Source organism: Lysobacter sp. Soil_N_51 (assembly GCF_057655755.1).
The window spans coordinates 483,466-497,706 of record NZ_JBDGLR010000003.1; the positions used below are offsets into that span (position 1 = coordinate 483,466).

Genomic DNA, 14,241 nt, shown 5'->3' on the forward strand with positions numbered 1-14,241 from the left:
GTCGCTGGGGACGGTGCGATGCACGTAGCGCACTGCAACCCGGGCCGGCGTTGCGGCGGCGCGTGCGAACCGCGAGGTCTGTTGTGGGAGGGGCTTCAGCCCCGACGCTTTTCGCTCAGGTCGCGATGCAGCGCGGGCGTGCCGCGACCGGAGACAAGAGCGTCGGGGCTGAAGCCCCTCCCACAAAAGACCTCGGCGTTTGCGCGCAAAGGCGTCCAGCAACGGTTGTCTTGCGGACGTCGTAGCCGAAGCCGTCGTTTTACAGGCCGTCATCCGCACGCAGGCGGGGAGCCAGAGACTTCACAGTCCTGCCGCGGTGAAGCCCTGGATCCCCGCCTGCGCGGGGATGACGAGCATGGGCAGGCACCGCGATGACGAGCGCCGGTATGCAGGCGCGACGAACAGCAGGTATTACGAGCAAAGGAAACGTGGGATAGCGAGTACAGGTTTCGTATCGGCCGGTCGTTCGCGACGACTTTACGAAACCCGATCTCGCCCATGGCGTCCTATCAAACCAACGCCTTGATCCGATACAAGGCTTCCAGCGCCTGCTTCGGCGTCAGCTCATCCGGGTCGACCTCGGCCAGCGCATCGAGCGCGGCCGACGACGGCGGCGCGAACAGGCCGAACTGCTGCGGCGCGTCCAGCGCGGCCTTGGCGAACGACGGCTTGGGCGTGTCGCGGCCCTGTTGTTCGAGTTCCATCAGCCGCCCGCGCGCCTGCTTGACCACCGACTTGGGCAGGCCGGCCAGCGCCGCCACCTGCAGGCCGAAGCTGCGATCGGCCGGGCCGTCCTTGACCGCGTGCATGAATACCAATTGCTCACCGCCGTTCTTGTCGTGATGCTCGACTGCGTCCAGATGCACGTTGGCGATACCGTTGCCGGGTTCGGCCAACGCGGTCAGTTCGAAATAATGCGTCGCGAACAAGGTGTAGGCGCGGTTGCCGTGAGCGAGGTGGCGCGCGCAGGCCTCGGCCAGCGCCAGGCCGTCGTAGGTCGAGGTGCCGCGGCCGATTTCGTCCATCAGCACCAGCGACTGATGGGTGGCGTGATGCAGGATGTAACTGGTCTCGCTCATTTCGACCATGAAGGTCGATTGGCCGCGCGCGAGGTCGTCGCCGGCGCCGATGCGGGTCAGGATGCGATCGATCGGGCCGATCACCGCGCGCGACGCCGGCACGAAACTGCCGATATGCGCGAGCAGCACGATCAGCGCGTTCTGGCGCATATAGGTCGACTTACCGCCCATGTTCGGGCCGGTGATGACCAGCATGCGGCGGCCGTTGTCCTCGTCGAGGATCAGGTCGTTGGGTTCGAACGGTTCCTTGCGCACCGCCTCGACCACCGGATGGCGGCCGCGCTCGATCCGTAGGCCCGGCGCGTCGGTCAGTTCCGGTCGCGACCAGTCCAGGGTGGCGGCGCGTTCGGCGAAACCGCACAGCACGTCGAGCTCGGACAAGGCCGCGGCGCAGCGCTTGAGCGGTTCCAGGCGTTCGTTGAGCGCGTCGAGCAATTGTTCGTACAGCAGCCGCTCGCGCGCCAGCGAACGTTCGCGCGCCGACAGCACCTTGTCTTCGAACTGCTTGAGCTCTTCGGTGATGTAGCGCTCGGCGTTGCTCAGGGTCTGCCGGCGGGTGTAGTGGGTCGGCGCTTTTTCCGCCTGCGCCTTGCTGATTTCCAGGTAATAGCCGTGGACGCGGTTGTAGCCGACCTTCAACGTCGGGATGCCGCTGCTGGCGCGTTCGCGCGCTTCCAGATCGACCAGGAACTGATCGGCGTTGGTCGACAGCGTGCGCAGTTCGTCGAGTTCGGCATCGTAGCCGGTCGCGAACACGCCGCCGTCGCGCGCCAGCACCGGCGGCTGAGTGACGATGGCCTGGGCCAGTAGATGCGCGTGTTCGTCGTGTTCGCCGAGCGACGCGCACAACGCGTTGAGCCGCGGCGAATCCAGCGGGCGCAGGATCGCGCCGACATCGGGCAACAGGCCCAGGCCGTCGCGCAGGGTGGACAGGTCGCGCGGACGCGCGCTGCGCAGGGCGATGCGCGAAAGAATGCGTTCGAGATCGCCGAGCGCGCGGAAGCGTTCGCGCACTTCGTCGCCGCCGCGGCTGTCGATCAGCGTCGACACGGCGTGGTGGCGATGGCGCAGCACGTCGCGGTCGCGCAGCGGCCGGTGCAGCCAGCGCCGCAGCAGGCGTCCGCCCATCGGCGTGACCGTGCTGTCGAGCACGCCGAGCAGGGTGGTGCGGCTGTCGCCGTCGATGCGGCTGTCGAGTTCCAGATGACGGCGCGTCGCCGCGTTCATCGCGATCGCGCCGTCGCCGGATTCGACCGCGATCGAAGTCAGATGCGGCAGGCGCTGCTTCTGGGTTTCTTCGACATACCCCAGCAACGCGGCGGCCGCGGCGATCGCCAGCGGCTTGTCTTCCAGGCCGAAACCGCTCAGATCGTGCAGTGCGAAGAAACGCAGCAGCTGACGGCGGCCGCTGTCGACATCGAACAGCCACGGCGGACGCCGGCGCATGCCGTTGCGTTCGGCCACGAACGGCGCCCAGCCGTCTTCGTCGGCGACCAGCACCTCGGCCGGTTCCAGTCGCGCGATCTCGGCCTCGAGCGCATCTTCAGTCGCGACTTCGTTGACCAGGAAACGGCCGGCGGCCAGATCGGCCCAGGCCACGCCGTACCCGTGCTTGCCGCGCGAAATCGCCAGCAACAGGGTGTCGCGGCGTTCGTTGAGCAGGGCCTCGTCGGTGACCGTGCCCGGGGTGATCACGCGCACCACTTTGCGTTCGACGATGCCCTTGGCCAGCGCCGGGTCGCCGATCTGTTCGCAGATCGCCACCGATTCGCCCAGCGCGACCAGCCGCGCCAGATAACCTTCGGCCGAATGGTGCGGCACGCCGGCCATCGGAATCGGTTGACCGGCCGAATTGCCGCGCTGGGTCAGGGTGATGTCGAGCAGTCGCGCCGCCTTGCGGGCGTCGTCGTAGAACAGCTCGTAGAAATCGCCCATGCGAAAGAACAGCAGCACGTCCGGGTGCTCGGCCTTCGCGGCGAAGAACTGACGCATCAGCGGGGTGTGTTCCGACACGTCTTTGTCAGTGCCGGATTTGTCCTTCGTATTCAAATATATACGCCAAATTCAGGGCCGGCATGCATGCCGAGTGGGGAGATGTCGAGGGTGTTCAAGCGCTTGGTATGGCGCCTGCGTAGTCTACTGCGTTATTTTCCGGCCACGTAGCCAGGACGCGGCGTTGCGCCGTGGCCGTATCCGCGCCGCGGTGCCGGGCCCGATATGAACGCAAGGAGCGAGTGGTGGGGAAAATCACCAGGATCGAGTACAAACCCGAGCGGGAGAGGTACTGGATATTCGTCGACGGCAACTACTGCTGCAGCATCCGCGAGCGGACCTTTCCGGCCATGCAGTTATCGCTCGGGATGGCCGCCACTTGCGATGAATTGATCGAGCGCGAGAAGTTTTTCTGGAAACATCACTACGATCAATCCGCCTGGGAGAAGGAGGGTGTGCGGCTCGGCAAGGTCAAGGCCTTGATCGACGCCATCGATCCGCGCGCGGTGGCCCAGATCGTGGGGTTCGGCGCGGGCAGCACCGAGTTCATCGCGGCGCATCCGCAAGAGGCCGGGCGTCCCGACATCGAAGTGATTTCGACGGATGGGCGCCATCGCACCTTGCTCGCGGTGGAAGTCACCGGCACCGAGCAGATGCGCGGCGCGACCTATTGGGTCCGGCCCGACAAGCTCGATTACGTGCAGGCGCATCCCGCGCAGGACGTCTGGCTGATTCTCCACTATGCCGAGCCGCAAGAACGGTTCGTGTTCATTCGGCCATCAAAAGACCGACACTACCGTCCCGTCGAAAAGGTGATTCGCGGCGCCAAGGAGCACTACGTCGAGTTCAGCGACCACAGTCCCGAGGTCGTCGCGTTCGAGGTGTTCGAGCGAAGCGTGATCGACAAGATCGAGGCCGCGACGAAGTAGTCATTTACCGTATTCAATAACGCTGCGCCGCGCCTGGCGGCAAGGAACATCATGACGACTGCACGCAAGCGCGTTGCCGACGCCGCGCTGAAAATAATCACGGCCACGCCCACCGGTATCCGCTGGGCGGACCTGTCCCGGGCGGTGGCCGCGGCGCTTCCGGACGAGAACAGGAACACCATCACCGGTTCGCTTCATCACTTCCGCAACCACCTGCCGCCCGGCGTGACCCGGCCCGATCGCGGTGTGTACGCTCTGGGCGACAGCGGTAACCGTGAGCCCGCGCCGACGGTCACGGCCGCCAAGTTCCGCGAGTCCGACTTCTACCAGCCGTTCGCGGAATGGCTGGAAATCGAATTGGAGGAAGTCACCATCGCCAAGCCCATCGGCGGTAACGGGGCGGGCGGGAAGTGGGGGACGCCGGATGTGATCGGCCTTTACGCGGCCAAGCCCAGCGACCCCATCAAGTTCACGACCGAGGTTCTCGCGGTCGAAATCAAGATCGACACGCAGAGTCTGATCGTCGCCTTCGGCCAGGCCTGCGCCTACAAACTTTTCGCGCACCGGGTGTATATCGCGGTGCCGCGCAACTCCAATCAGTCCGACCTCAAACGCCTCGATGCCCTGGCCGGCGTGGTCGGGATCGGCCTGGTGAAGTTCAACTCCGAAGACCCGGAATCGCCGGACTTCCAGGTGATGGTGCGCGCGGCCAAGCACGAGCCCGATTACTACTACACCAACGAGGTCCTTTCCAAATTCAAGTGGGAGTTCGGGCTGTAGTCAGCGGGGGACGCCGGTTTGCCGCGGGCTCGGTGTTTTAGTCGCTCGCGATTTTTCCACGGGCACTTCGCGTCCATGCAGCGCCCGGTATTCGTTCGACATCGAGGCGAGGTATTCGCTGACGACGACCCGGCCCAGCCGATCGATCTCGATCAGGCCGTAGTCCAGGGCGGCGTGCAGATCGCGGCGCAGCAGCACGCCGTGATGGGCTTCGTTGTCCGTGCGCCAGTTGGTCCATGGAAAATGGGCCGCGTCGCAAACCTCATTCGGGGCGGCGGAGAGGGCGCAACGGTTGCCGGTTTTGGCGGCGACACGCTGGCGGAATTTGCCTTGCTCGGGGCGCGTTTCGCGAAGCGCGAACGAAGGTGGGCGAGACGGCATGGGCTGGCCGTCGACGGAGACGTCGCGGCGGCCGGGCAGCGAACCGCGCTGCAGCAGCACGGTGTCGCCTTCGACGACGGGATACCAGGCAATCGGGTCCAGTCCGCGCGCCTGCGACAGGCCCGAGCTCCACTTGGAGCGGTCCGCCTTGCGCTTCTGCAGGATCACCCGCACGGGCCGACCGCAATAGCGGACCAGGATCGCGTGGAGCGCGGCCGCGCGCGCTCGGCGCTGGCCGGTGAGGTCGTCCCTGAGCGAGGGATGGCTCTGGCTCCATTTCGGAATGCCGTGGGGATCGTGGATGTCGTGCATCCACAGCGTCACATAGGCCGATGTCCCGTCGTCCCAACCCCAGTTCGACGCGAACGCGCGGTGATGCTGTATCAACCCAGGGGCCATGCCGGCGCGTTGCAGGAACGAAGCCACGGTTCCTTGTTCCAGGTATTGCTCGAGGTTAGGCATGACCGTTTTTGTCCGGGTGCTCGATGCGCTTGTCGCGCATCCTAGCGCCTGAGCGGTTGCGTCGATCCGACAGGTCTGTTCGTCGCGACGCCGTCGCCTCGAACACGATCGCGACTTCGTCCTCGCAGCGCCGACTGTCTTTTCGCGATCGCGCGCGTATCGCGTCTGGCGTGCGCCCAACCTGCCGCGTCCCGCGACCCAAGTGCGAAAACGTGATGCAGCCCCCCGTGGCTGTTGCAGCGCACATTGCGTGCCCCTGGAACCGTACGCTAGCGTCCGGGGGGCGATGGCAGGGGGGGCGACGCCGGAACTTTGTGGGCGTCCTCGCGGTCAGTCGGACTTCGCTGTTTCGTCGCATCACTTTCGTCGGACTACCTTCTCATCGGACACCAGCAGGTGTCCGCAGCGCACATCATCTCGAAGGGGAATTAAGGATGAAGACTCTGTTCCGCAACAAGGCGGGGCGGTTGCTTTCGGCTGTGGCGCTGATCGCGCTCGCGGCCCCCGCGATGGCCAATACCCTCAATCAGAACGTGTCGTGGACCATCGACCGGTCCGGCACCACCGCCAAATATCGGACCGTCGCCTACGGCGATTCGATCTTCGCCGGCTACAACGGCTCGATCAGCAACGCGGGCAAGTACTCGGCGCCGACGGTGGACGCCGAGTACCTGTCGGCGCGCTGGAACGCCGATATCGAAAGCGTGCGTCGCGCCAAGTCCGGTGCGGTGGCGCGCGACGTCTACGAAAACAAGATCGTGGCCGAGCGCTCCTACATGCAGGCCGCGTCGACCCGGGTGGTGAGCTTCGAGATGTGCGGCAACGACGGCCTGCAGGCGCGTTCGGCGTTCAAGTCGCAGACCGGCACCTGCGACTACAGCGGCCTGGACGCGGCGATCAATTCGTGCAAGACCTACGTCGCGGCGGCGATGGATTACATCAACACCAACGCGCACGCCAACACCCGGCTCAAGGTGATTTCGAATCTGCACTATCCCGGCTACAACACCGACAACGTGCAGAGCGCCTGCCGCGACGCCGGCACCGGCCAGACCGTGAACATGCGCGACCGCTTCCTGCCCGCGATCGCCAAGATGAACTACTGGATGTGCGAATACGCCCGCCAGAAGGGCTTCAAGTGCGCCGACAGCTTCGCCCAGTACATGGCCGCGGATTACGACAGCAACGGCGACGGCCTGATCGACTCCGACGCGCTGCGCTACGTGTCCGGGGAAAGCGAGGCCAGCTACGTCAACCGCACCTCGGTGACCCTGCGCTCGACCTTGCGCGATGCGAACACCAAGTTCGTTTCCTCGTCGAGTTCGTTCGACTACATCCAGTCCGACGACACCCATCCGACCTACACCGGCGGCACCGTGTCGGCGGGGCTGTGGGGCGGCACCACCGGCACCGGCGCGCCGCGCTATTCGAGCTTCACTAACGGCCGCAGCCCGATCTGGAATCAGTACGGGCACGAGCGCATGGGTTGGGCCTTGTCGGTGTATCAGCCGACCAATCCCTGATCGCGAGTCCGGCGGACTAAACGACCGTGTCCAAGCGCAGTAATCCGCAGGCCCCGTCGTCCCGAGCGGACGGCGAGGGCATGCGCGTGATCGCGAAGCCCGCCACCCGCGGCAGCAGGCTGCCGTGGGTGGTGGGTGTCGGCGTGGTCGCGGTTGCCGTCGCGTTGGTCGGGTGGTGGTGTCTGCGCGAACCTGCGCCGGGCTCGAGTAATGGCGTCGCGCGGGCCGGCACGGATCGCGATGCGATGGCCACCGCGATGGACGACCGATCCGCATCCACCCATCCCGCACGACGAATCGCATCGCCGCGGCAAGCGCAGAACATGCCGAGCAACGATCCCGATGATCTCGCCAGTTACTTCCAGCCCGGCGATTCGGAACCCACCGGCGCGCAGGTCATCGAGGCCTTGCAGCAGGCCGGCGTGCGTACCGGCCTGGGCGCGTTCAATCCGCCCGGTACCAGCCCGCCGCTGGTCGGGCTGGTGGTGCCGGAAGGTTATGAGTTGCCGCGAGGCTATGTGCGCCATCATCAAGTGACCGACGAGGGTGTTCCGATCGAACCGATTCTGATGTTCTCGCCCGACTTCACCCTGCACGACGCACAGGGTCGGCCGATCGCGATGCCGGCCGACCGGGTGGTGCCGCCGGAACTCGCGCCGCCCGGCATGCCGCGACGGCAGATCCAGATTCCCCCGCGCTGATTTCCCGCGCTCACCCCGCGACACGGAGTGTTCGACTTGACCCATGAGCGGTTGTCCCGCTGGCGTAGCCTCGCCGGCATTCTCGCCACCGCCGTGTTGCTCGGCTTGTACGCGCTCGGTGGGCTGGCCTGGATTTTGGGTTTCGTCGCGCTGGTGCCGTGGCTGCTGGTGCTCAACACCGACAGGACGATGCCGCGGGTGCTGGCGAACGCCGCGCTGATGAGCGTCGCTTTCGTGGCGGCGGTTTTCTATTGGTTCGGCGCGGCGATCGGCGCCTACACCGGCGTGGGCGCGGCGACGGCGACGGTGGTGCTGCTGGTGTTCGCGTCACTGGTGCAGCCGCAATTCATCGCTTTCGCATTGATGCGGCAATGGGCGGGACGCCGTTACGGGCCGGTGCTGCGCGCGCTGGCCGCGACCTGCGCGTGGGTGGCCTGCGAATGGCTGGTGGCCAAGCCCTTGGGCGATACCTTGGGGCATGGCTTGTTTCCGTCGGCGATGCTGCGTCAGGTCGCCGATCTCGGCGGCGCGGCGGGCATCACCGCGTTGCTGCTGCTGGTCAACGAGGCGATCGCATTCGCCATCGTCCAATATCGCGGCCGAGGTACGGATCGCAGCATGCGCGTGCTGCTGCGGCCGCTCGCGCTGGCGATCGGCATCGTCGCGTGCATGGCCGGTTACGGCGCGGTGCGGCGCGCGGGCTTGCAGGCGCCCGCGCTCGCCGATGCGCCGACGCTGCGCGTGGCGATGGTCCAGGCCAACATCACCGACTACGAACGGCTGCGCAAGGAAATCGGCGCGTACGGCGTGGTCCGGCAGGTGCTCGACACCCATTACGCCTTGTCGTGGTCGGCGATCCGCGACCACCAGGCGGACGTGCTGCTGTGGTCGGAAACCGTGTATCCCACCACCTTCGGCCATCCGCGCAGCGAGGACGGCGCGGCGCTGGATCGCGAGATCCAGGGTTTCGTCGATACGGCCGGCGTGCCGCTGGTGTTCGGCACCTACGACCGCGACGCGCAGGGCGAGTACAACGCGGCCGCGTTTCTCGAACCCGGCAAGGGCTTGCTCGGCGTCTATCGCAAGACTTATCCGTTTCCGCTGACCGAGCACGTGCCGCGCTGGCTCGACGGGCCGCGCTTGCGCAGCGTGTTGCCGTGGACCGGCACCTGGAGCCCGGGCGACGGCGCGCGCGTGCTGCCGTTGCGCAGCGCGGACGGGCGCGAGGTCAACGTGGTGCCGCTGATCTGTCTGGACGATGTGCATCCCGACCTGGCCATCGACGGCGCGCGGCTCGGTGCGCAGGCCATCGTCGGCATTTCCAACGATTCGTGGTTCACCGCGTATCCGGTCGGCGCGCGCCTGCATCTGGCGGTCGCGGCGTTCCGCAGCATCGAAACGCGCTTGCCGCAGGTGCGCGTCACCACCAACGGCTTCAGCGCGATCATAGACGACACCGGCGAGGTGCTCGCGAACACCGCGATCGGCGATCAGGCCGTGCTGACGGCGTTCGTGAGCGCGCGCGATCCGTCGCCGACCTTGATGGTGCGCTGGGGCGATTGGGTCGGACGCGCGGGTGCAGTGTTTCTGCTCGGGTTGGCCGCGCTGGCAGCGTGGCAGTCATTGCGTCGTCGTGCGTCCTTGGGGCCGCAGGTGGAAACGGTCATTGAGGTCGTGATGCTTACGCCGCTGTGGCGTGCATTAATCGGCGCGCTGCGGCTATGCGCGGGCGCGGGACTGCTGTGGCTGGCCTTCGACATGCTGACGCGCACGGGCCTGCAGATTCAGTCCTTGTCGCAGCTGTGGCTGTTCGCCGCGGCCGTGCTGGCGCCGGCCGTGGCCGCGTGGGCGATCAAGCGCGCGTTCGTCGCGCAGGCGCGTGTCGAAGCTTCGCTGCTGGTGCTGGACCAGCGCCGGCGCAAGATCGAACTTCCGGTCGCGTCGATCGCCGCGCTGCGGCCCTGGCGCATTCCGCTGCCGGGCAGTGGCGTCGATGTGCGCCTGGCCGCGGGCCCATGGTGGACGTGGAGTCTGGCATCGACCCGTCCGCGGGCCTTGCAGCGCCTGTTGGCTTCGACCGGCATGCCGATCCGGCTGGAAGGCGGCGTCGCCAACGATCTGGCCGATCTGGCCCAGAGCCGCGCCGACGCACGCCGACGCCGGCTCGATCATCCGCTGGTGAAATTCGGCCTGGTCGCGCTGCTGCTGGCGCTGATCGCGTTCCGCCTGCATCAGATCATCGCCTTCGGCGGCGTGTTCGGCGAGTACTACAGCTACGGGCTCGGCGCGTATCTCACCGGCCTGCTGATCTGGTGGGCGTCGTGGTCGATCGGCTTGATGCTGTTCGCCGCGGTGCTGCGGCTCGCGATCGAAACCGTCGTCGTGCTGGCCATCGCGTTGCGCTCCGCGCATGCGGCTGCGGTGCGCGATGCGATGGAATGGCTGGGTCGTCTCGCGTTCTATCTCGGCGTGCCGGCGTGGCTGGCGATGCGCTTGCTGGCTGCCGGATGAAAGCGCGGATGCCGCGCCACCACGCTCACGCTTGCGTTGGCGCCCTGGCTACGTCGTCGCACATCGGACAAGCCCCATCGCGTTAGCCCATCCGCGCGGCGGCAATCCCTGCAGCTTGCGTCACAGCGGTCAGCGCGATGGTTTCGACAGCGATTGTTGCTTGCGCCTGGCGGCCTTCGCCGCGGCATCGTCGCCCTTGGCCTCGTAGGTTTCGGCCAGGCTGTCCCACGCGTTGGCGGATTTGGGAAACAGCAGGGTGTTGAGAATAAATACGCGCAGCGCGGTGTCGGCGCCGTGGGTTTCGCGCAAGGCGTAACCGGTGTTGTTGATCGTTCGCTCGAGCTGTTGCTTGTCGACGCTGCGATCGGCGCGCAAGGTTTTGGCGAATGCCTGCTTCTGCTTGTCGTCCGGCGCGCGCAGCGCGAACGCGGCGATCCGGTCGGCCAGGGCCTGCGTCGGGAAGCGTTGCGGCGCCAGCACGCCCATCAGGTCGTCGACCAGGGTGCGCGACCAGACGTTGCGGGCGCTGCCGTTGGTCAGATAGACGACGGTATAGACATCGCGGTCGAGCGAGTCGCCGAACAGGATCCGCGCGCGCACCACGGTGCCGCCGTCGTGGCCGACGTCGCGGTAGTGGCCGCTGTCGCCGCTCTCCCAGCCGCTGAGGAATTCGCCGCGCTGGCCGCCGGGCAGCGTCTGCGGTTGCCACAATTGCATCAGCGAGGTCTTCGATACCAGCTCGCCGGCCGCGACCGCGCGCAGAAACGCGGACAGATCGCCGCGGCTCATGTACAGCGCGCTATGGCCTACGGCGTACGCGGGCCAGATCACATCGGGCATCGGTTGCGCTTTGCCGTCCTGGCCGCGATAAGCGGCGACCACGCCGCGCGCGGGCAGGCCGTCGCGGCCCAGCCAGGTGCGTTGCAGTTGCAGCGGGACGAGGATGCGTTCGCGTGCGATCCGCGTGTAAGGTTGGGTGTAGTGGGTTTCCAGCAACTGCGTGAGCACCAGGTAGTTGGTCTGGGTGTAGCGCGTGCGGCTGCCGGGCGCGAACTGCATCGGCCGGGCGGCGGCGACGGCCAGGGCGGCCGGCAGGCTCGCGGGAAAGGACGCGTTGGCTTCGACGGTGCCGGCCATCTGTTCGGGCGTGTAGTACTCGGCCACGCCGGAGGTGTGGTTGAGGAACTGGCGCACGCTGATCGAATTCCAGTTCGCGGGCTGGTCGCGCAGGTACGCGCTCGCGGGCCGGTCCAGATCGACCTTGCCTTGTTCGACCAATTGCATCAGCAAGGTAGAGACGAACAGTTTGGCGACCGAGTACACCGGGAAGATGTCGTCCGCGGCCACCCGTTGGCCCTTGTCGAGGTCGGACGCGCCATACACGCCTTGAAACACGGACTTGCCGTCGCGGCTGATTTCGACCGCTTGACCGACGATGCCGTAGCGCTGCGATTCGATCCGCAGTTGATGCCGCAGGCGGTCGGCGGGATCGGGCCGGACCGTGGCATTCAACAAGCCCGGCGCGAGAGCGAGCAGGCAGAGCAGGGCGTGGCAGAGGCGTCGATTCATTGCGGTGCGGCTCGAAGGCGTGGTCGGAAGGGCGGTGTGCGCCGGACTGTCGAATGTGCGCGAGATCTAGGCGCGAACCGGCCGGGACGCATGGTAGTCGATGCCGTGGCACGGTCGCTCCGTCGCGTCGCGCGCGTGCCCGGTGACGATGCGGTGATACCCAGGCAAGCGGGCCACGGCTCCCGATTGTGCGGACTTCCGCGCCCAAGCCGGGCAAGCGCGACTAGTCCCGCGCGCCGCGCCGGTGCGAGCATCGGCCAGGTCTGCCAACTTCGCCGCTGGAGCTTCGATGAACCTCACCGCCCGCATGTTGCGCCGCAAGTCCGTCGAGCAATTGCAGCGCGAGGCGTTGACCCGCGGCGAACTGCGCCGGGTGCTGGGGTTGTGGCATCTGACCGCGATCGGGCTCGGCGGGATCATCGGCGTGGGCATCTTCGTGTTGACCGGCACGGTCGCGGCCGATACCGCCGGGCCGGCGGTGGTGCTGTCGTTCGTGCTGGCCGGCATCGCCAGCGCCGCGGCGGCGCTGTGCTACGCCGAGTTCGCCGGGCTGATTCCGGTGTCGGGCAGCGCCTACACCTATGGCTACGCGGTGCTCGGCGAGTTCGCCGGTTGGTTGATCGGCTGGGATCTGCTGCTGGAGTTCGCGCTGATCGCGGCGGTGGTCGCGGTGGGCTGGTCCGGTTACGTGCAGGCCTTGCTCGACGCGGCCGGGGTGGCGTTGCCGGTGTGGGCGCAGGGCGGCTGGTTCGGCGGCAAGGCCGGGCAGGTCGTGAACCTGCCGGCGGTGTTCGTGTCGCTGGCGATCACCGCGCTGCTGGCGTTCAAGACCGAATGGGGCGCGCGCTTCAATACCGTGGTGGTGGCGATCAAGATCGGCGCGGCGCTGCTGATCATCGTCGCCGGCGTGGCCTATGTGGATCCGGCGCGCTGGCAGCCGTTCATGCCGTTTGGCGTGCACGGCGTCGTGGCCGGCGCCTCGATCGTGTTCTTCGCCGTGTTCGGTTACGAAATGATGACCACCGCGGCCGAAGAGGCGATCGACCCGCAACGCGACCTGCCGCGCGCGGTGGTGCTGTCGCTGGCGATCGCGATGACTCTGTACATCGGCATCTGCCTGGTGCTGACCGGGATCGTGTCCTACACCACCCTCGGCAACGATGCGCCGGTCGCCAACGCGTTCGCGGCGATCGGCATGCCCAAGGTGATGGTGGCGATTTCGCTGGCCTCGATCTGCGGCATCACCAGCGTGATCTTCGCCAATCTGCTGGCCGGCGCGCGGATCTGGTTCGCGCTGTCGCGCGACGGGCTGCTGCCGGGCTGGTTCGGAAAGGCGCATCCGCGCTGGCGCACGCCGTGGCGCACGACCTGGCTGGTCGGCGCGGTCGCGGCGGTGGCGGCCGGGCTGTTTTCGCTGGAGGAACTGGCCAAGCTGGTGAATATCGGGGTGCTGTGCGCGTTCGTGGTGATCTGCAGCGCGGTGCTGGTGCTGCGTTACCGCTCGCCCGAGTTGCCGCGGCCGTTCCGCACCCCGTGGTCGCCGTTGGTGCCGCTGATCGGTATAGGTTTCTCGCTGTGGCTGATCAGCGGATTGCCGTACCTCACCTTCGAGCGGTTCGCGATCTGGCTGCTGATCGGCTGCGCGGTGTATTTCGGTTACGGCATTCGCCACAGCAAGCTGGCGCGGGACGTGGCCGAGCAGGCATGAGCCGTCTTAGCGGCGTCGCCTGAGCGCGTCGCCGCCGCGGGTCAGCGCTGGCCGCGCGCGCTGTTGCCGGGGTCGGGCGCGGCCGCCGCGCGCGTCGGCTCGGTCTCGGCTATCTCGGTTGCACCGGTCGCGGGCTTGGCCTGGATGGCTTTCAGGCCGACTGCCCGGGCCGGTATCGCGCGCACTTTCGGCAATTCGAGCGTCGGCGGGTTGGCCACGATCGGCGGGATGCGCGTCTGGTCGGGCACGCAGGCGTGGTAGGTAGGCAGGAACGCGGCCGCGAGCACACAGGCGCCGGCGATCAACGCAGCCGCTGTCGGAGGCGTAAGCGCTACGCCGAGTGTCGTTTTCATGAAGTCCCGAATCAATCTGCCGCACACGGCGGCGGTGCGCGCGAAGGCGCTAATCGTTATGTGGTGCGTACCGCGGGTGCTGCCGACCGGGCGAACCGGTCCGTCCGGCGCCGTCCTGGCGCTAACTCGGTCACGATGCGTCGCGGCATTGCACGATACCGCAGCGTCCGGCGCTAGCTAGTGGTGACCCTAGCAAGGTCTGGGCCGTGACGCAGTAACCAAAATTGTGAATTTGTATTTTTGCGTGACGCAG

General features: G+C 67.0%; 11 protein-coding genes. 7 read left to right on the forward strand and 4 right to left on the reverse strand.

Annotated elements, in window-relative coordinates:
- Positions 1–83: 83 nt before the first annotated feature.
- A complete protein-coding gene (locus tag AC3A4T_RS07555) occupies positions 84–245 on the forward strand; it encodes a DUF6053 domain-containing protein (protein ID WP_487674802.1) in 162 nt (53 codons plus the stop codon).
- A 264-nt stretch (positions 246–509) separates the two neighbouring features.
- Here AC3A4T_RS07555 and mutS read toward each other — a convergent pair whose 3' ends face one another.
- On the reverse strand, positions 510–3,071 hold the full coding sequence (gene mutS / locus AC3A4T_RS07560; protein ID WP_487674870.1) for a DNA mismatch repair protein MutS: 2,562 nt from the start codon (positions 3,069–3,071) through the stop codon (positions 510–512).
- A 245-nt stretch (positions 3,072–3,316) separates the two neighbouring features.
- Between mutS and AC3A4T_RS07565 the strand changes: the two genes are divergently transcribed.
- Complete coding sequence (locus tag AC3A4T_RS07565; protein WP_487674803.1) at positions 3,317–4,000, forward strand: hypothetical protein; 684 nt, start codon at positions 3,317–3,319, stop codon at positions 3,998–4,000.
- A 51-nt stretch (positions 4,001–4,051) separates the two neighbouring features.
- Entirely contained in the window at positions 4,052–4,780 is a 729-nt protein-coding gene (locus tag AC3A4T_RS07570; protein ID WP_487674804.1) for a hypothetical protein, read from the forward strand.
- On the opposite strand, the gene AC3A4T_RS07575 is transcribed toward AC3A4T_RS07570, so the two are convergent.
- Complete coding sequence (locus tag AC3A4T_RS07575; protein WP_487674805.1) at positions 4,781–5,623, reverse strand: hypothetical protein; 843 nt, start codon at positions 5,621–5,623, stop codon at positions 4,781–4,783.
- Between the two features lie 434 nt (positions 5,624–6,057).
- Between AC3A4T_RS07575 and AC3A4T_RS07580 the strand changes: the two genes are divergently transcribed.
- The 3 genes from AC3A4T_RS07580 (at position 6,058) to lnt (ending at position 10,358) form a co-directional block, all read left to right on the forward strand.
- Positions 6,058–7,146, forward strand: a complete 1,089-nt coding sequence (locus AC3A4T_RS07580; protein ID WP_487674806.1) for a hypothetical protein — start codon at positions 6,058–6,060, stop codon at positions 7,144–7,146.
- An 80-nt stretch (positions 7,147–7,226) separates the two neighbouring features.
- The gene (locus tag AC3A4T_RS07585) at positions 7,227–7,847 is read left to right on the forward strand and encodes a hypothetical protein (RefSeq protein ID WP_487674807.1); all 621 of its coding nucleotides are present in this window, start codon (positions 7,227–7,229) and stop codon (positions 7,845–7,847) included.
- A 51-nt stretch (positions 7,848–7,898) separates the two neighbouring features.
- Positions 7,899–10,358, forward strand: a complete 2,460-nt coding sequence (gene lnt, locus AC3A4T_RS07590) for an apolipoprotein N-acyltransferase (protein ID WP_487674808.1) — start codon at positions 7,899–7,901, stop codon at positions 10,356–10,358.
- A 129-nt stretch (positions 10,359–10,487) separates the two neighbouring features.
- On the opposite strand, the gene AC3A4T_RS07595 is transcribed toward lnt, so the two are convergent.
- Positions 10,488–11,927 (reverse strand): serine hydrolase domain-containing protein, encoded by a 1,440-nt coding sequence (locus AC3A4T_RS07595; RefSeq protein ID WP_487674809.1) that lies wholly within the window; start codon positions 11,925–11,927, stop codon positions 10,488–10,490.
- A gap of 289 nt (positions 11,928–12,216) precedes the next feature.
- On the opposite strand from AC3A4T_RS07595, the gene AC3A4T_RS07600 reads away from it, so the two are divergent.
- On the forward strand, positions 12,217–13,635 hold the full coding sequence (locus AC3A4T_RS07600; protein ID WP_487674810.1) for an amino acid permease: 1,419 nt from the start codon (positions 12,217–12,219) through the stop codon (positions 13,633–13,635).
- 41 nt (positions 13,636–13,676) lie between these two features.
- Here AC3A4T_RS07600 and AC3A4T_RS07605 read toward each other — a convergent pair whose 3' ends face one another.
- The gene (locus AC3A4T_RS07605; protein WP_487674811.1) at positions 13,677–13,940 is read right to left on the reverse strand and encodes a hypothetical protein; all 264 of its coding nucleotides are present in this window, start codon (positions 13,938–13,940) and stop codon (positions 13,677–13,679) included.
- Positions 13,941–14,241 lie beyond the last annotated feature (301 nt).